Origin of the sequence: Mycobacterium sp. (genome assembly GCF_046091765.1) — a bacterium.
Taxonomy (GTDB): domain Bacteria; phylum Actinomycetota; class Actinomycetes; order Mycobacteriales; family Mycobacteriaceae; genus Mycobacterium.
On the sequence record NZ_JBJTCF010000012.1, the window covers coordinates 12277 to 28955 of the forward strand.

At 71.0% G+C, this 16679-nt stretch carries 16 protein-coding genes; 13 read left to right on the plus strand and 3 right to left on the minus strand.

The genetic code is table 11. The annotated features are described in order from the left end of the window. Positions 1-31 precede the first annotated feature (31 nt). Positions 32-1234, plus strand: a complete 1203-nt coding sequence (locus ACKOB8_RS01195) for an HNH endonuclease signature motif containing protein (protein WP_526374792.1) — start codon at positions 32-34, stop codon at positions 1232-1234. On the opposite strand, the gene ACKOB8_RS01200 is transcribed toward ACKOB8_RS01195, so the two are convergent. Continuing rightward, positions 1182-2045, minus strand: a complete 864-nt coding sequence (locus tag ACKOB8_RS01200; RefSeq protein ID WP_526374794.1) for an NAD-dependent protein deacetylase — start codon at positions 2043-2045, stop codon at positions 1182-1184. The genes ACKOB8_RS01195 and ACKOB8_RS01200 overlap by 53 nt on opposite strands. A 34-nt stretch (positions 2046-2079) precedes the next feature. Here ACKOB8_RS01200 and ACKOB8_RS01205 point away from each other — a divergent pair, with 34 nt between their 5' ends. From ACKOB8_RS01205 to octT, 9 genes are all read left to right on the plus strand, one after another. Continuing rightward, the gene (locus tag ACKOB8_RS01205) at positions 2080-4122 is read left to right on the plus strand and encodes an NAD(+) synthase (RefSeq protein WP_526374796.1); all 2043 of its coding nucleotides are present in this window, start codon (positions 2080-2082) and stop codon (positions 4120-4122) included. Between the two features lie 19 nt (positions 4123-4141). Then, a complete protein-coding gene (locus ACKOB8_RS01210) occupies positions 4142-4933 on the plus strand; it encodes an alpha/beta fold hydrolase (RefSeq protein ID WP_526374798.1) in 792 nt (263 codons plus the stop codon). Beyond that, positions 4930-6180, plus strand: coding sequence for a glutamate-5-semialdehyde dehydrogenase (locus ACKOB8_RS01215; protein ID WP_526374800.1), 1251 nt, complete (start codon positions 4930-4932; stop codon positions 6178-6180). The genes ACKOB8_RS01210 and ACKOB8_RS01215 overlap by 4 nt, the downstream gene beginning before the upstream one ends. A gap of 13 nt (positions 6181-6193) precedes the next feature. Next, a complete protein-coding gene (locus ACKOB8_RS01220) occupies positions 6194-7087 on the plus strand; it encodes an AAA family ATPase (protein WP_526374802.1) in 894 nt (297 codons plus the stop codon). A 9-nt stretch (positions 7088-7096) separates the two neighbouring features. Beyond that, a complete protein-coding gene (locus ACKOB8_RS01225; protein WP_526374804.1) occupies positions 7097-8527 on the plus strand; it encodes a vWA domain-containing protein in 1431 nt (476 codons plus the stop codon). Between the two features lie 98 nt (positions 8528-8625). Further along, positions 8626-9267: a nicotinate-nucleotide adenylyltransferase gene (gene nadD / locus ACKOB8_RS01230; protein WP_526374806.1), complete on the plus strand. Its 642-nt coding sequence runs from the start codon at positions 8626-8628 to the stop codon at positions 9265-9267. After that, positions 9264-9644 (plus strand): ribosome silencing factor, encoded by a 381-nt coding sequence (gene rsfS / locus ACKOB8_RS01235; RefSeq protein WP_526374808.1) that lies wholly within the window; start codon positions 9264-9266, stop codon positions 9642-9644. The genes nadD and rsfS overlap by 4 nt, the downstream gene beginning before the upstream one ends. Beyond that, the gene (gpgP, locus tag ACKOB8_RS01240; RefSeq protein WP_526374810.1) at positions 9641-10309 is read left to right on the plus strand and encodes a glucosyl-3-phosphoglycerate phosphatase; all 669 of its coding nucleotides are present in this window, start codon (positions 9641-9643) and stop codon (positions 10307-10309) included. Before rsfS ends, gpgP begins: the two co-directional genes overlap by 4 nt. Beyond that, positions 10299-11027 carry a diglucosylglycerate octanoyltransferase gene (gene octT, locus ACKOB8_RS01245; RefSeq protein WP_526374812.1) on the plus strand — a complete coding sequence of 243 codons (729 nt, stop codon included), beginning with the start codon at positions 10299-10301 and terminating at the stop codon, positions 11025-11027. The genes gpgP and octT overlap by 11 nt, the downstream gene beginning before the upstream one ends. Here octT and ACKOB8_RS01250 read toward each other — a convergent pair. Next, positions 11008-12252, minus strand: a complete 1245-nt coding sequence (locus ACKOB8_RS01250; protein ID WP_526374814.1) for a lipase family protein — start codon at positions 12250-12252, stop codon at positions 11008-11010. The two genes, octT and ACKOB8_RS01250, sit on opposite strands and share 20 nt — an antisense overlap. A 10-nt stretch (positions 12253-12262) precedes the next feature. Next, positions 12263-13315 (minus strand): NAD(P)H-dependent amine dehydrogenase family protein, encoded by a 1053-nt coding sequence (locus tag ACKOB8_RS01255; protein WP_526374816.1) that lies wholly within the window; start codon positions 13313-13315, stop codon positions 12263-12265. Between the two features lie 143 nt (positions 13316-13458). Here ACKOB8_RS01255 and ACKOB8_RS01260 point away from each other — a divergent pair, with 143 nt between their 5' ends. The 3 genes from ACKOB8_RS01260 to holA form a co-directional block, all read left to right on the plus strand. Further along, the gene (locus ACKOB8_RS01260; protein WP_526374818.1) at positions 13459-14283 is read left to right on the plus strand and encodes a ComEA family DNA-binding protein; all 825 of its coding nucleotides are present in this window, start codon (positions 13459-13461) and stop codon (positions 14281-14283) included. Between the two features lie 65 nt (positions 14284-14348). After that, positions 14349-15863 carry a ComEC/Rec2 family competence protein gene (locus tag ACKOB8_RS01265; protein ID WP_526374820.1) on the plus strand — a complete coding sequence of 505 codons (1515 nt, stop codon included), beginning with the start codon at positions 14349-14351 and terminating at the stop codon, positions 15861-15863. Further along, the coding region (holA, locus tag ACKOB8_RS01270; RefSeq protein ID WP_526374822.1) for a DNA polymerase III subunit delta at positions 15760-16679 on the plus strand (920 nt) is incomplete at its 3' end. The genes ACKOB8_RS01265 and holA, both read left to right, overlap by 104 nt.

Here is a 16679-nt window from a genome sequence, read left to right on the forward strand (position 1 = left end):
AATTGTCAGACCCCGCTGCAATGATTCGGTCATGTCCACCACCGCGCCGCCCGCTGAGCGCCTTGAGGTTTTGTTCGGCGAGTTGGCGGAGTTGGCCGGGCAGCGCAATGCGATCGACGGGCGGATCGTGGAGATCATCGCGGAGGTGGAGCGCGACGGGCTGTGGGGGGCCACGGGTGCGCGGTCGGTTCCGGCGCTGGTGGCCTGGCGGCTCGCGGCGTCGTCGGCCAACGCCCACGCGATCGCGGCCATTGCGCACCGCAGTGCTGAATTTCCTCGCTGTGTGCAGGGGATGCGCGAGGGCCGGTTGTCGCTGGATCAGGTCGGTGTCATCGCGGCCGCAGCCGGCGAGGGTTCCGACGAGCATTACGCGCAGTTGGCGTCGGTCGCGACGGTCAGCCAGTTGCGCACCGCCATCCGGCTCGAACCGCGCCCCGAACCGCAGCCTCGGTCGCCGGCGCAGCGCTCGGTCAGCAAAACCTGCGGCGATGACTCGACCAGTTGGCGGATCACGCTTCCGCACGACGAGTCGGCGGTCTTCGATGCCGCGCTGCAGTCCCATCTCGACGCACTGATCACCGAGTGGAAAAGCGAGCACGGCGATCGGGAGATGCCCGACACCGTCGATGCCTTCTTGCGCCTGGTCGAGGCGGGCTGGGATGCCGAGGCGGTCCGTCGTCCGCACGGGCAGCGCACCACCGTGGTGGTGCACGTCGACGTCGAGAAGCGCACCGGGGCGCTGCATCTGGGTCCGCTGCTCTCCGACGCTGAGCGCCAGTACCTCACCTGCGATGCGACCTGCGAGGTCTGGTTCGAGCGCGACGGGCGGGTGATCGGCGCGGGCCGGACCACCCGCACGGTCAATCGGCGGCTTCGCCGCGCCCTGGAGCACCGCCACGCCACGTGCGCGGTTCCGGGTTGCGGCGCCACCCGCGGGCTGCACGCCCACCACATCCGGCACTGGGAGGACGGCGGCCGGACCGATCTGGACAACCTGGTGCTGCTGTGCCCCTTTCACCACCGTCTGCACCACCGCGGCGGGATCACCATCACCGGCCCCGCCGACCGCCTGGTCGTCACCGACGGTGACGGCCGCACGCTCACCCCGCGGTCGTTGGCACGTCCGCCCAACAATCCGCCGCCGGCCGTCGCGCCCTGTGCCGGACCGACGGGCGAACGGGCTACCTGGTGGTGGTACCAGCCCTTCCAGCCCTGCCCGCCGCAGGCCCGGTGAGCTCCTCGGCAAGCAGCGCCAGGATCGGCGAGCAGCCGGCGTCGACTTTGACCGTCGCCAGGTCGTCGCCGCGCGTCGGACCCCGGTTGACGATCGCCACCGGAATCCCGCGCGCGGCGGCGTGCCGAACGAACCGGTAGCCCGAGAACACCGTCAGCGACGATCCAGCCACCAGCAGCGCATCTGAATCGTCGGTGAGCGAGTAGGCGCGGTCCACGACCTCCTTGGCCACCGACTCGCCGAAGTAGACGATGTCGGGTTTGAGGATTCCGCCGCACGCCGGGCAGTCGACGAAGTGAAAGGAGTCGGTGTCGGCGACCGTCGCGTCGGCGTCCGGTGCCACCGCCAGTCCGCCCACCTTCTCGGCGCGCTCGGTGAAACCCGGATTGGCGGCCTCCAACTGCTCGGCCAGCGCCGCCCGCGACAGGGTGTGCCCGCAGTCCAGGCACACCACGCGCGCGTAGGTGCCGTGCAGGTTGATCACTCGACTACTGCCGGCCTTGGTGTGCAGCAGGTCGACGTTCTGGGTGATCACCCCGCTCACCACGCCGGCGTGCTCGAGTGCGGCCAGCGCCCGGTGACCGGCGTTGGGCCCGGTGGCCGCCATGTGCCGCCAGCCGACGTGGTTGCGGGCCCAGTAGCGCCGCCGGTAGTCGCGGCTGGTGACGAACTGCCGGATGGTCATCGGGTTGGCCGGGGGGGAGTCCGGTCCGCGGTAGTCGGGGATGCCGGAGTCGGTGGAGATCCCCGCCCCGGTCAGGACCGCGACCCGCCGCCCGGCCAGCAGCGCGACGAGCTCCGGAGCGTCCACGACTCGAGGGTACTGACCGGCCATACAATGGGGCGTGGACTTCTTCTCGGCCTACGCCCGGGGCTTTGCCCGGGTCGCCGCCTGCACGCACCGGACCGTGCTGGCCGACCCGGCAGCCAACGCCGAGTCGGTGCTGCGTATCGCGCGGGACTGCCACGACGACGGCGTCGCGGTGGCGGTGTTCCCGGAGTTGACCCTGTCGGGGTACTCGATCGAGGACATTCTGCTGCAGGACACGCTGCTCGCCGCCGTCGAAACCGCCCTGGCCGGCATCGTCGCCGGATCGGCCGACCTGCTGCCGGTCCTCGTCGTCGGCGCACCGCTGCGTCATCTGCACCGGATCTACAACTGTGCGGTGGTGGTGCACCGCGGCCGCATCCTCGGTGTGGCGCCGAAGTCCTACCTGCCGACCTACCGCGAGTTCTACGAGCGCCGGCAACTGGCGGCCGGCGACGACGCGGGCGGCACCATCCGGCTGCTCGGCGCGGACGTGCCGTTCGGGCCGGACCTGGTGTTCGCGGCCGCCGACGTCGCCGGTCTGGTACTGCACGTCGAGATCTGCGAGGACATGTTCGTGCCCGTCCCGCCCAGTGCGCTGGCCGCGCTGGCCGGGGCGACGGTGCTGGCCAACCTCTCCGGCAGTCCCATCACCATCGGCCGGGCCGAGGACCGCTCGCTGCTGGCCCGTTCGGCGTCCGCGCGCTGCCTGGCCGCCTATCTCTATGCCGCGGCGGGCGAGGGCGAGTCGACCACCGACCTGGCCTGGGACGGCCAGACGATGATCTACGAGAACGGCCGGCTGCTGGCTGAGTCCGAACGGTTCGCCACCGGCGACCGCAGGTCGATGGCCGACATCGACCTCGATCTGTTGCGCGCCGAACGGCTGCGGATGGGAACCTTCGATGACAACCGCCTGCGCCACCGGGCCGCGCTGGAGTCGTTCCGCCGCATCGACTTTGAACTCGACCCGCCACGCGGTGACATCGGACTGCGCCGCGACGTGGAGCGATTCCCGTTCGTGCCCAGCGAGCCCGCGCGCCTGGAGCTGGATTGTTACGAGGCGTACAACATCCAGGTCGCCGGCCTCGAACAGCGGCTGCACGCGCTGGATCACCCGAAGGTCGTCATCGGTGTCTCAGGTGGTCTTGATTCCACCCATGCACTGATCGTGGCCGCCAAGGCCATGGACCGGCAGAGCCGTCCGCGCAGCGACGTCCTGGCCTTCACGCTGCCCGGGTTCGCCACCGGCGAGCGCACCCGAACGAATGCGATCGCGCTGTCCAAGGCGCTGGGGGTTACCTTCGCCGAGATCGACATCCGGCCCACCGCCGAACTGATGCTCACCGAGATCGGGCACCCCTTCGCCCGGGGTGAGCAGGTCTATGACGTCACCTTCGAGAACGTCCAGGCCGGCCTGCGTACCGACTACCTGTTCCGGATCGCCAATCAGCGCGGCGGGATCGTCCTGGGCACCGGTGATCTTTCCGAGCTGGCGCTGGGCTGGTCGACCTACGGCGTGGGCGATCAGATGAGCCACTACAACGTCAACGCCGGGGTGCCCAAGACGCTGATCCAGCACCTGATCCGCTGGGTGATCGGCTCCGGACAATTCGACGAGGAGGTCGGCGAAATCCTGCAGTCGGTGCTCGACACCGAGATCACCCCGGAGTTGGTGCCCGCCGGTTCCGGCGAGCAGGTCCAGAGCAGCGAGGCGACGGTCGGCCCCTACGCGCTGCAGGATTTCACCCTGTTCCACGTGCTGCGGTACGGCTTCGGTCCGGCGAAGATCGCCTTCCTGGCCCACCACGCCTGGGCAGATCCGGGATCGGGCGCCTGGCCGCCGGGATTTCCCGCGGGCAAGCGGATCGGCTACTCGCTGGCCGAGATACGGCACTGGCTGGCGGTGTTCGCGCAGCGGTTCTACTCGTTCAGCCAGTTCAAGCGCTCGGCACTGCCCAACGGTCCCAAGATCTCGCACGGCGGATCGCTGTCACCGCGTGGCGACTGGCGCGCTCCCTCGGACATGGCCGCGACGGTGTGGCTGGAGGAGATCGAGCGCCGCATTCCGCCGGCCTGATCGGGGGCGTGAGTCGGGCGTGGTCCAGTTGCACCGTGAACGCCTCGGCGCCGGTCCCCGTCTGCTGTACTGCAACGGCTCCGGGGTCACCCTGGAATCGACGTGGCCGATGCTGACGCCCTTGGCCGCCCACTTCGATCTGGTCGCCTTCGACTATCGGGGTCTGGGCGCCAGTGCGCCGGTGACCGAGCCCTACTCGATGGCAGATCTCGCCGGCGACGTCGCCGAGCTTCTCGACGCTCTCGGCTGGGACCGGACCGCGCTGGTCGGGCTCAGTTTCGGGGGGATGGTTGCCCAGGAGTTCGCGGTGACCCACCCGGAGCGGGTCACCCGCTTGGCGCTGCTCGCCACGTCTCCCGGCGGAGCTTTCCCGTCGTATCCGCTCGAGACGCTCGTCGATCTGCCTGACGGCGAACGCGCCGAGCGGACCCTGGTGCTCTCGGACCGGCGGATGTCTGGATGGCTGGCCGACCATCCCGACGAGGCGGCGAAGGCCAACGGCTTCGCGCCCGACAGCACGCAGGCAACGCCGGGTGCGCTGCTGCAGTTGCGGGCGCGCAGTCACCACGACGTTGTCGACCGCCTGCACCGGGTGAACTGCCCCACCTTCGTAGCCAGCGGCCGCTTCGATGACATCGCTCCGGTGGTCAACGGTCAGGCCATCGCCGACCGGGTCGGCGGTGCCGAGTTCCGGGTCTACGAGGGAGGGCATGCCTTCCTGGTGCAGGACCCCGCGGCGTGGCCGGACCTCGTCGGGTTCCTGGGGGCGGGGGGCCAAGACGCTCCCCGCGCCGATAAGCTGGGACGATGAGTACGCAACCGAGCGTGCTTGGCACCGATGTGCGGGAAATCGTGCACGCCGCGGCCCGCCGGGCCCGGACCGCCGCGCGGACGCTGGCCACGCTGACCACCGCCGACAAGAACCGCGCCCTGCACGCCGCCGCCGACGCGGTGCTGGGGCACTCCGACCGGATTCTGGCCGCCAACGCAGCAGACCTGAAGGCCGCCCGGGCCGCCGGAACACCCGAGGCGATGCTGGACCGCCTCGCGCTGAACCCGCAGCGCGTCGACGGCATCGCCGCCGGACTGCGCCAAGTGGCCGGCCTGCCCGATCCGATCGGGGAGGTGTCACGCGGACGCACCCTGCCCAACGGCCTGCAGATCCGTCAGGTCCGGGTGCCCCTCGGCGTGGTCGGCATCGTCTACGAGGGCCGGCCCAATGTCACCGTCGACGCGTTCGGCCTCACGCTCAAGTCCGGCAATGCCGTGCTGCTGCGCGGAAGTTCCTCCGCCGCGGAGTCCAACGCCGATCTGGTCAGTGTGCTGCGCGGAGCCCTGCGCGAAGAGGGCCTGCCCGAGGACGCCGTGCAGTTGCTGCCCAGCGCCGACCGTTCATCGGTCACCCATCTGATCCAGGCCCGCGGGCTGGTCGACGTGGTGATCCCCCGCGGCGGTGCCGGTCTGATCGACGCGGTGGTGCGCGATGCCATGGTGCCGACCATCGAGACCGGGGTGGGCAACTGCCACGTCTACGTCCACGCCGACGCCGACCTCGACATCGCCGAGCGCATCGTGCTCAACGCCAAGACCCGCCGTCCCAGTGTGTGCAACGCCGCCGAGACACTCCTGGTGGACCGGGCGGTCGCCGAGCAGGCCGTGCCACGACTGGTCGCCGCGTTGCAGAACGCCGGCGTCACGGTGCACGACAATCCGACCGAGGACGACCTGCGCGCCGAGTTCCTCTCGATGGACATCGCCCTTGCCGTGGTCGACGGCATCGACGCGGCGATCGAGCACATCAATACCTACGGCACCGGTCACACCGAGGCCATCGTCACCGGTGATCTGGCTGCAGCCCAGCGGTTCACCGAACGGGTCGACGCCGCCGCGGTGATGGTCAACGCCTCCACCGCGTTCACCGACGGTGAGCAGTTCGGCTTCGGAGCCGAGATCGGGATCTCCACGCAGAAGTTGCACGCCCGCGGTCCGATGGGCCTGCCCGAACTGACATCGACCAAATGGATCGTCATCGGTGACGGTCACATCCGACCGGCCTGAGGACGGGAGACCCGTGACCGATTCACCGGCACCGGTGGCGCCGCTGTTCGCCGACATCGAGGACGTCGCGCGGCGGCTGGCCCAGACCGGCTACCTGCCCGACACCGCCACCGCCACCGCGGTCTTCCTCGCCGACCGGCTGGGTAAGCCCCTGCTGGTCGAAGGGCCCGCGGGAGTGGGCAAGACCGAACTCGCCCGCGCGGTCGCGCAGGCGACCGGATCGGGCCTGGTCCGACTGCAGTGTTACGAGGGTGTCGACGAGGCGCGCGCACTCTACGAGTGGAACCACGCCAAGCAGATTCTGCGCATCCAGACCGCGCAGAACGCGGCCACCGGGGCGGACTGGGATCAGACCAAGTCCGACGTGTTCAGCGAGGAGTTCCTGCTGTCCCGGCCGCTGCTGACCGCGATCCGGCGCACCGAGCCGACGGTCCTGCTCATCGACGAGACCGACAAGGCCGACATCGAGATCGAGGGTCTGCTGCTGGAGGTGCTGAGCGACTTCGCGGTCACCGTGCCCGAGTTGGGCACCATCGCCGCGACCCGCAAACCCTTCGTGGTGCTCACCTCCAACGCCACCCGGGAACTGTCGGAGGCACTCAAACGGCGCTGTCTGTACTTGCACATCGATTTCCCCAGCGCCGACCTGGAGAGGCGCATCCTGCTGTCGCGGGTGCCCGAGCTCCCCGAGCGTCTGGCCGAGGAGCTCGTCCGGATCGTCGGGGTCCTGCGCGGGATGCAACTCAAGAAACTGCCGTCGGTGGCGGAAACCATCGACTGGGCGCGAACCGTACTCGCGCTGGGGATGGACACCATCGACGACGCCACCATCGCGGCGACCCTCGGCGTGGTGCTCAAGCACCAGTCCGACCAGCAGCGCGCGGCCGGCGAGTTGCGGCTCAACTAGGTCACGACGATGGCAGCACGCAGGATCCGCCCCCCGCAGCCGCTGGCTCCGCACGGACTGGCCGGGCATCTGGTCGGCTTCGTCGAAGCGCTTCGGGAGCAGGGCATCTCGGTGGGCCCTTCGGAGACCGTCGACGCCGGGCGCGTGCTGGCCACCCTCGGGCTGCAAGACCGGGAGGCGTTGCGCGAAGGGTTTGCCTGCGCGGTGCTCCGGCGCGCCGATCACCGTCAGACCTACGACGCGCTGTTCGAGCTGTGGTGGCCGGCCGCGCTCGGCGGACGCGCCGTCCTTGAAGCGGCCGACACCGAGCCGGCCGTCCCGGTGGACGTCGAGGCGATGCGGTCGATGCTGCTCGACCTGCTCATCGACAACCCCGACCTCGGCGACCTCGACGAGCGACTGGTCGCGGTGATCGCCTCGATCGTCGAGGCCCACGGTCGCTACACCTCCAGCCGCGGCCCGTCCTACTCGTCCTACCAGGCGCTCAAGGCGATGGGTCTGGACCAGCTGGAGGGCCGCCTGCTGGCCGGCCTGCTCGCCCCGCACGGCGACGACCCCTCGCCGGCGACCGAACAGATCGCCAAAGCCACCGCCGCGCGCAAGATCGCCCGACTGCGCCGGATGGTGGAAAGCGAGACCAAGCGGCGGACCGCCGAGCAGCTCGGCCGCGAACACGTCCAGATGTACGGCATCCCGCAGCTCGCGGAGAACGTGGAGTTCCTGCGCGCTTCCGGCGATCAGTTGCGTCAGATGCGCCGGGTTGTCGCGCCGCTGGCGCGGATGCTGGCCACCCGGCTCGCGGCGCGCCGCCGCCGCGCCCGCGCCGGTTCGGTCGATCTTCGCCGCACGCTGCGCAAGTCCATGTCGACCGGTGGTGTGCCGATCGACATGGTGATGCGCAAGCCCCGCCCCGCCCGACCGGAGCTGGTGGTGCTCTGCGACGTATCCGGATCGGTCGCCGGGTTCAGCCACTTCACCCTGCTGCTGGTGCACGCGCTGCGCCAGCAGTTCTCCCGGGTGCGGGTGTTCGCCTTCATCGACACCTGCGACGAGGTGACGCACCTGTTCGGGCCCGACGCGGATCTGGCCGTGGCGATCCAGCGGATCACCCGCGAGTCCGCGGTGTACACCCGCGACGGGCATTCCGACTACGGGAACGCCTTCGTGACCTTCACCGAGAATTTCGCCGGCGTGCTGTCGCCGCGGAGCTCACTGCTGGTGCTCGGCGACGGCCGCACCAACTACCGCAACCACGCCGTCGACGTGCTCACGCACATGGTCACCGCCAGCCGGCACGCCCACTGGCTCAATCCCGAGCCCCGGCACCTCTGGGGCAGCGGGGATTCGGCGGTGCCGCGCTACTCCGACGTCATCACGATGCACGAATGCCGCTCGGCCAAGCAGCTCGCCGCCGTCATCGACCAGCTGTTGCCGGTCTGAACACCGCGCGAGCGTCGAGTTGTGGTGGTGATTTGGCCGGGGGAGCGCCAACAACTCGACGCTGAGCCGGTCGCGCTCGACCAGTAAGCTGCCAGACCATGCGATCTCGGCGCAGGCTCGGCGTGATGGGCGGGACCTTCGATCCCGTCCACAACGGCCACCTCGTCGCGGCCAGCGAGGTCGCCGATCTCTTCGGTCTCGACGAGGTGGTCTTCGTGCCCACCGGCCAGCCGTGGCAGAAGGGCCGCCGCAGGGTGTCCGCCGCTGAGGACCGCTATCTGATGACCGTGATCGCCACCGCGTCCAACCCGCGGTTCTCGGTCAGCCGGGTCGACATCGATCGGGCCGGACCCACCTACACCTCCGACACGCTGCGCGACCTGAAGGCGCTGCACCCCGACAGCGACCTGTACTTCATCACCGGCGCCGACGCCCTGGCGTCCATCCTGTCCTGGCAGAACGTGGACGAGCTGTTCACCCTGGCCCGCTTCGTCGGTGTCAGCCGGCCCGGATACGAACTCACCGGTGAGCACATCTTCGCCGCCTTCGACCGGCTGCCCGAGGACGCGCTGACCCTCGTCGAGGTGCCGGCTCTGGCGATCTCCTCCAGCGACTGCCGGTCGCGGGCTGCGCAGTCCCGGCCGATCTGGTACCTGGTGCCCGACGGGGTGGTGCAGTACGTCGCCAAGCGGGGCCTCTACCGGGAACTCGCGTCCGCCGCGGGGGAGGCACATCCGTGACGGCGTCCCCGGAGGCGGTGCGCATGGCGACGATCGCGGCGCGTGCCGCCGCGGCCAAGCTCGCCTCCGACGTGGTCGTCATCGACGTCTCCGCCCAGCTGGTGATCACCGACTGCTTCGTCATCGCGTCGGCCTCCAACGAGCGCCAGGTCGGGGCGATCGTCGATGAAGTCGAGGAGAAGATGCGGCTCGCCGGGTACAAGCCGGCCCGACGTGAGGGCGCCCGGGAGGGCCGCTGGGTACTGCTGGACTACATCGACATCGTCGTGCACATCCAGCACACCGACGAGCGCGACTTCTACGCACTCGACCGGCTCTGGCGGGACTGCCCGCTGATCGACGTCGACCTGCAGGCGGCCGAAGGCGATCCCCGGTGAGGGTGCGGCGGTTGGTCATGCTGCGCCACGGCCAGACCGAGTTCAACGCCGACACCCGGATGCAGGGTCAGCTCGACACCGAGTTGACCGACCTCGGCCGGGCCCAGGCGGTCTCGGCCGCCGAGGTCCTGGCCAAGCGCCAACCCCTGCTGGTCGTCTCCTCGGACCTGCGCCGGGCCCGCGACACCGCGGAGGAGCTCGGTGAGCGCGGCGGGCTGGCGGTGCGGGTGGACGCCCGGCTGCGCGAGACCCACCTGGGGGACTGGCAGGGCCTGACCCACCGTCAGGTGGACGAGGCCGCCCCCGGCGCGCGGCGCGCGTGGCGCGACGACGCGACCTGGGCCCCGCACGGCGGGGAGAGCCGCGTCGACGTGGCCGACCGCAGCATGCCGCTGGTCGCCGAGCTGGTCGCCGCAGAGTCGGACTGGGGTGCCGAAGACTGCGACCGGCCGGTGGTGCTGGTCGCCCATGGCGGTCTGATCGCCGCGCTGAGCGCCGCGCTGATGGGCCTGCCGGTGCACAGCTGGCCCGTACTCGGTGGCATGGGCAACGCCAGCTGGGCGCAACTGTCCGGGCACAGCACGCCCGACGCCGACTTCGGCGCCATCCGCTGGCGGCTCGACGTGTGGAACGCCTCGGCTCAGGTGGCCAACGATGTCCTCTGAGCGGCCCGTCCTGCTCGTCTTCGCCGACTCGCTGTCCTATTACGGACCGCAGGGCGGGCTACCCGCGGACGATCCCCGGATCTGGCCTAACATCGTTGCCAGGCAACTTGATTGGGACTGTGAGTTGATCGGCCGGATCGGGTGGACCTGCCGCGACGTCTGGTGGGCGGCCACCCAGGACCCGCGGGCGTGGGCGGCGCTGCCGAAGGCCGGCGCGGTGATCTTCGCGACCAGCGGTATGGATTCGCTGCCCTCGCCGCTGCCCACCGCGATGCGCGAACTGATCCGCTACGCCCGTCCGGCCCTGTTGCGCCGCTGGCTGCGCGACGGCTACGGGTGGATTCAGCCGCGGCTGTCACCGGTGTCCCGCTCGGCGCTGCCGCCGAAACTGACCGTCGAGTATCTCGAAATGACCCGCGGTGCCATCGACTTCAACCGGCCCGGCATCCCGGTGGTCGCCTGCCTGCCCTCGGTGCACATCGCGCCCACCTACGGCCACGCCCACCACGGCCGCCCCGGCACCGTCAACGCGATCACCGAGTGGGCCGCCGGGCACCGGATCCCGCTGGTGGACCTCAAAGCCGCCGTCGCCGATCACGTCCTGGGCGGGCAGGCCAACCCTGACGGAATCCACTGGAACTTCGCCGCCCACGAGGCGGTTGCCGACCTGATGCTCAAGGCACTGGCCGAAGCCGGTGTCAGCCGCGCAGCGTATTGAGCCAGGCGCGCGCGTCACCGGCACAACTCTGCGGCAGCGAGAAATGGTCGTCGTTGGGGTAGTCGCGGGTCTCGACGGTGCCGCCGAGTTTACGGGCGGCCTCGACGTAGAGGGTCTGCCAACTCACCGGCACCACGGTGCCGTTGTCGAAGGTGTCGATGCAGACCAGCACCGGCGCGACCGGTTTCTTGTTGGCCGCCGAACCGGCGATGATCGCATCCTTCCACTCGCCGAAGTTCGGCGGATTCGGATTGAGCACCGCGCCCTTGAGCTTGAACATGCGCAAGAGGGTGTCGTTGAGGTGATGCACCGGCTGGTTGTTCCAGGCCTTCTCGAGGATCTCCACGCCCAGCGGGGTGAACGCCTGCGACAGCTGCAGTTTCGCCGGATTCGCCGCCCAGGTGCCAGCCAGCACCATCACCAGGTGCGAGTCCGGAGGAATGGCGGGGTTGGTCAGTGCCGCGGTGACCGATGCTGGGTTCTCCAAGGCGATGCTGCCGACGCCGGGGGACATCGGCACCGTGCCGATGAGTTTCAGGTCCCCGTAGTCGGCCGGGTCCAGTTCGGCCACCGCGGCCGCCGCACCGCCGCCCTGCGACCATCCGGCGCACCCCAGCGTCATGCCGGCTCCGGCGTCGAGATTGCGCGCTGCGCGCGCCAGGTAGACCGCATCGCGGGCGTTGGTGATGTTGACGGTGTACTGGTGTATCCCGGGTGTCCCCAGCCCCTGGTAGTCGGTGGCGCAGACCACCCAGCCGTCATCGATCCAGCCCTGCAGTCCCGGCACGCCGTAGTCGACCTGCTGGGTCGCCTCAGGTGTGAAGTAGGTGATGAGTTCGCGGGCCGGGTCAGGTTGCGCCGACGGGCAGGCGGCGTCGCCGAGTCCGGTGGTGCCGTGGCACCAGGTGAGGATCGGCCGGTTGTCGCCGCGGTCCTTCGGGGCGATCACCAGCCCGCTGGCCTCGTGAGCGACGCCGTTGACATCGCGGGAGATGTAGCGGACGCGCCACGCGCGTGCGCCCTTGATGCCGGTGTCGACGGACTCCCGGGAGAGCAGGCTTCCCGGTTCACCCTTCGGTGGCTCGGGGATCATCGCCTTGGGCGCAGATGCTGCGGCGCCGTCGGTCGTGTTCTTCTCGGTATCTTTCGCGCATGCCGCGATCAAGGGCGAGGCAAACGCCACGCCGCCGATTCCGACGATGAATGTTCGGCGCTCGATCTCCATCCGCCGGAAGTCACCCGAACCGGCCGGTGACCGGCGGCAGATCCTTGAGCGTGACGATGCCCGGTTCGGCGGCGACCACCGCCGGCACGGCGTTGGTCACCGGCATCGCGGTGTAGATCATGCCCAGACCCATGAATCCCGGCTCGGTCCAGTTCCGCGGCGGCAGGCAGTGCAGCACGGTGCGCATGTTCGGCACGCCGAACACCTGGATGACGTGGCCGTGCTCCAGTGGCTTGGGCGGTGTCACGTGGCAGCCCATGATCCAGTTGAAGCCGACGCTCACCACGTTGCGCTCGCCCACCCAGCCCCGGTGGTGGCCCATCACCCCGCCCACCGTGCCCTCCGGGATGGTCATGAAGCCAAGGTCGGAGTCGCCGGTGGCGGTGGTGAAGGTGACATCAAAGGTCATCCTGTCCAGCTCCGCCCCGATCGCGTCGGCCATCATCGCCGCCGACTCGGCGAACACCTCGCTTTCGCGGCGCACACTTTCAGCCAGGCCGGGGGTGTCGGGGTCGCAGGAGAAGCCCATCGCGGTCTGGGTGGCGGCGGACTCATAGGTTGAGCAGTCCACCGACTCGGTGATGCGGATCTCGTCGACGCGCTCGCAGGCGCCGGAGAGCACCATGGCGACCATATTGGTCATCCCCGGGTGCGCGCCGCTGCCGAAGATCGTGGAATTGCCCTGCGCACAGGCTTTCCGGATCCGATCGAGATCCTCGGGTGTCTGTTTGCCCCCGGTGATCCAGGCGGCCGACGTGCAGACGTTAACCCCGGCCGCCAGCAGCCGTTCGAGCTCGTCGATGCTGGGCCACAGCGGGTTGTAGCAGCAGGCGTCCGGCTTGGTCGCCAGCAGCGCGTCAATGTCGTCGGTGGCGGTGATGCCGGTGGGTTCGGGCCAGCCCGCCAGCTCGGCCGCGTCTACCCCGACCTTGTCGGCGCCATGGGCGTAAACGCCCACCAGCTCCATGTCGGGGCGCCCGAGGATGGCGTGCAACGAACGCCGACCGATGTTGCCGGTCGTCCATTGGATCACCCGCAGGGGTGGCGCTGACGTCGCGGTCATCGGGAATCTCCTCGGGATTGGCGCCGGACAGTAACTGCAGTATGGACACCGGTGGATCCCCAGTCCCGATTTCGTCCACAGGCAGCATGCCGGAGCCACCGGGGACGGCCTGACGGCTCGGTCCCCGCACCTACCGTCGGGTCATGCCCAACGACACTCCACTGGCGAATCTGCACCGCCGCCTGGCGGCGCACCAGCAGCCCGACTCCGAGACCCCCGACGCCGACGACTGCGGCGAGGAAGACCACTCTCCCGACTGGGTGCCCGACGGACAGCCCGCGCGGGGGAGAGCCTGGGTGGACGCCGTCCGCGCCGACCCCGGACGGGCCGGCGCCATCGCGCTGGCGGTGGTCGCCGCCGTCGCAATCGCGGTGACCCTGTTCACCCTTGCCCGCGGACGTGCCGACCCGGTCTCCTCGGCCAACCTGCCGCCGGTGCAGCCGCCCACCGCCGCGGCATCCTCAACGCCGCCGCACCCGGCTGATGCCGCGCCCGGCCCCAACCCGGTCGTCAGCGTTGTCGGGCTGGTGCACCAACCCGGCCTGGTCACCCTGACCCCGAGCGCGCGGGTGGCCGACGCGGTCGCCGCGGCGGGCGGGCCGCTGGGCGGCGCGGACACCCTGGGGCTGAACCTCGCCCGCCGGGTGGCCGACGGCGAGCAGATCGTCGTCGGCATCGCCACCCCGGCCGGGCGGCCGGCCGCCCTGGGCAGCTCGGTCACCGGTGGCCCGCCCGCGCCGCCGGCGACGGCCACCTCCCCACCGGCTGCGCCCGCGGCGCCGGTCGATCTCAACACGGCCACCGCCGAGCAGCTCGACGCCCTGCCCGGGGTGGGACCGGTCACCGCGGCGGCGATCCTCAGCTGGCGGGCCGCAAACGGCGGCTTCACCACCGTCGACCAGCTCGCCGAGGTCGACGGAATCGGCCCGGCCCGCTTGGAGAAACTGCGCGGGCTGGTACGGGTCTGATCGCCGGACCGGCGGGCCGGCGGCTGGATCTGCGGCTGGTCCCGGCGGCGCTGACCGCGTGGGCGGTGACCGCCGCCGCGGTCACCTGGCCGGTGGGGACGGCGACGTCCGCGGTCAGCGCACTCACGGCGACCGGCTGGGTGGTGGCACGCCGGGTGCGGTGCCGGGCGCTTCGGCCGCTGCGCCGCGCCGAGGCCGGATTGCTGTCGGTGGCGGTCGTCGCCGCCGGGTTCGGGCTCGCGGCCGGGCTGCGCAGCGACGCGGTCGGTGATCATCCGCTCACGGAGCATCTCGGCGCGACGGTGTGGGTCACCGTCATTCCCGTGGAGTCCCCGCGCCCGGCGCGCGGGGGGCGGCTGATGTTCCGCGCCGACCTCCGAGCCGGCGGCGGGGGCGGCGGGCGGGTGGTGGTGTTCGCGCCGGCCGTCGGCTTCGCCGAACTGAGCGCGGGTCAACCCGTTCGGTTCCGGGCCCGGGTGTCCGCGCCGGCCCGCAAGGATCTGACCGTGGCGGTCCTCAGCGCTGCCGGTCGGCCGGTGGCCGGCCGGGCCTCGGATCTGCAGCGCGCGGCGCAGGCGGTCCGCCTCCGGTTCGCCGCCGCGGCGGCGGAGTCCCTTCCGGCTGATCAGGCGGCGATGCTGCCGGCCCTGGTGCTCGGCGACACCGCGGCGCTGTCGGCCACCACGACCCGATCGTTCCGCACCGCCGGGCTGACTCACCTCACCGCGGTGTCCGGCGCGAACGTGGCCATCGTGTGCGGCGCCGTGCTGCTCTCGGCCGCGCTGATCGGACCCCGCGCGGCGGTGGGGCTGGCCGGGGTGACGCTGGTGCTCTTCGTGATCGTCGTGCAGCCCACCGCCAGTGTCCTTCGCGCCGCGGTGATGGGCGCGATCACCCTGCTCGCCGTGCTGACCGACCGGCGCCGTCACGCCGTGCCGGCGTTGTCCGCGACCGTGATCCTGCTGATGGTCCTGGCCCCCGAGCTGGCCGTCGATATCGGATTCGCGCTCTCGGTGCTGGCCACCGCGGCCCTGGTCGTCGCGGCACCGCTCTGGTCGGCGAGATTGACGGCGCGCGGGTGGCCCAAACCCGTCGCCGACGCCGTCTGCGTCGCGGCGGCGGCGCAACTGGTGACCGCCCCCCTGGTCGCGGCGGTCTCGGGACAGCTGAGCCTGGTCGGCCTGGCCGCCAACCTCGCGGTCGCGCCGGTGATCCCGCCCATCACGGTGCTCGGAACCGCGGCGGCGGCGCTGTGTCCGCTGTCGCCCGCTGTCGCCGGCCTGCTGATCCGGCTGACCGGGCCGGAACTGTGGTGGCTGCTCACCGTCGCCGAATTCGCCGCGGCGATCCCCGGCGCGGCGGTGCCGGTGCCGTCGGGATGGCTGGGTCTGGTGACCGTCGGCGCTGCCGCCGCGGCCGCGGTGCTGCTCTGGAATCGTCCCCGTCGGGGTGGCGTGACACGATCACCCGGTGAGCCTGCACCTGATCCTCGGCGAGGAGGAGCTGCTCGTCGAGCGCGCGATCGGCGAGATCCTGCGCGAGGTGCGGGCCGCCGCCGGCACCGTCGACGTCCCGGTTGACCGGATGAGAGCCGGCGAGGTGTCGACCGCCGACCTGGCGGAGCTACTCAGCCCGTCGCTGTTCGCCGATGAGCGGCTGATCGTTCTGGAGTCGGCCGCGGAGGCCGGGCGGGACGCCGCCGCGCTGATCGCCGCCGCGGCCGCCGACCTGCCGCCGGGCACCGTCCTGGTCGTGGTGCACACCGGGGGTGGCCGGGCCAAGGCGCTCGCCGGCCAGCTTCGTGAACTCAACGCCCAGGTGCACGCCTGCGCACGGATCACCAAAGCCTCGGAGCGGGCCGACTTCGTGCGCTCGGAGTTCCGCGCGCTGCAGGTCCGGGTCGACGACGACACGGTCGCGGCGTTGCTGGACGCCGTCGGCTCGGACATCCGCGAACTGGCCTCGGCCTGCTCGCAGCTCGCGGCAGACACCGGCGGCGAGGTCGACGTCGCCGCGGTGCGCCGCTACCACAGCGGCAAGGCGGAGGTGTCGGGCTTCGAGATCGCCGACAGGGCCGTGGCGGGTGACGAGCCCGGGTCGGCCGAGGCGCTGCGCTGGGCGATCTCGCGCGGCGTGCCCCCCGTGCTGGTGGCCGACGCCCTGGCCGAAGCGGTGCACACCATCGCCCGGGTGGGCCCGCGCTCCGGAGACCCCTACCGGCTGGCCGCCGAGCTCGGCATGCCGCCGTGGCGGGTCCAGAAGGCGCAGCGGCAGTCGCGGCGGTGGTCGACGAGGACGGTGGCGACCGCGATCCAGCTGGTGGCCGTACTCAACGCCGACGTGAAGGGCGGGGCGGCGGACGCCGACTACGTACTGGAGGTCGCCGTCGCCGAGGT

What these genes read in the sequence shown, in the direction of transcription:
- ACKOB8_RS01195 (WP_526374792.1), top strand. Translation starts at nt 32, where the DNA reads ATGTCCACCACCGCGCCGCCCGCTGAGCGCCTTGAGGTTTTGTTCGGC.
- ACKOB8_RS01215 (WP_526374800.1), top strand. Translation starts at nt 4,930, where the DNA reads ATGAGTACGCAACCGAGCGTGCTTGGCACCGATGTGCGGGAAATCGTG.
- ACKOB8_RS01225 (WP_526374804.1), top strand. Translation starts at nt 7,097, where the DNA reads ATGGCAGCACGCAGGATCCGCCCCCCGCAGCCGCTGGCTCCGCACGGA.
- nadD (WP_526374806.1), top strand. Translation starts at nt 8,626, where the DNA reads ATGCGATCTCGGCGCAGGCTCGGCGTGATGGGCGGGACCTTCGATCCC.
- octT (WP_526374812.1), top strand. Translation starts at nt 10,299, where the DNA reads ATGTCCTCTGAGCGGCCCGTCCTGCTCGTCTTCGCCGACTCGCTGTCC.
- ACKOB8_RS01250 (WP_526374814.1), bottom strand. Translation starts at nt 12,252, where the DNA reads ATGGAGATCGAGCGCCGAACATTCATCGTCGGAATCGGCGGCGTGGCG.
- ACKOB8_RS01255 (WP_526374816.1), bottom strand. Translation starts at nt 13,315, where the DNA reads ATGACCGCGACGTCAGCGCCACCCCTGCGGGTGATCCAATGGACGACC.
- ACKOB8_RS01260 (WP_526374818.1), top strand. Translation starts at nt 13,459, where the DNA reads ATGCCCAACGACACTCCACTGGCGAATCTGCACCGCCGCCTGGCGGCG.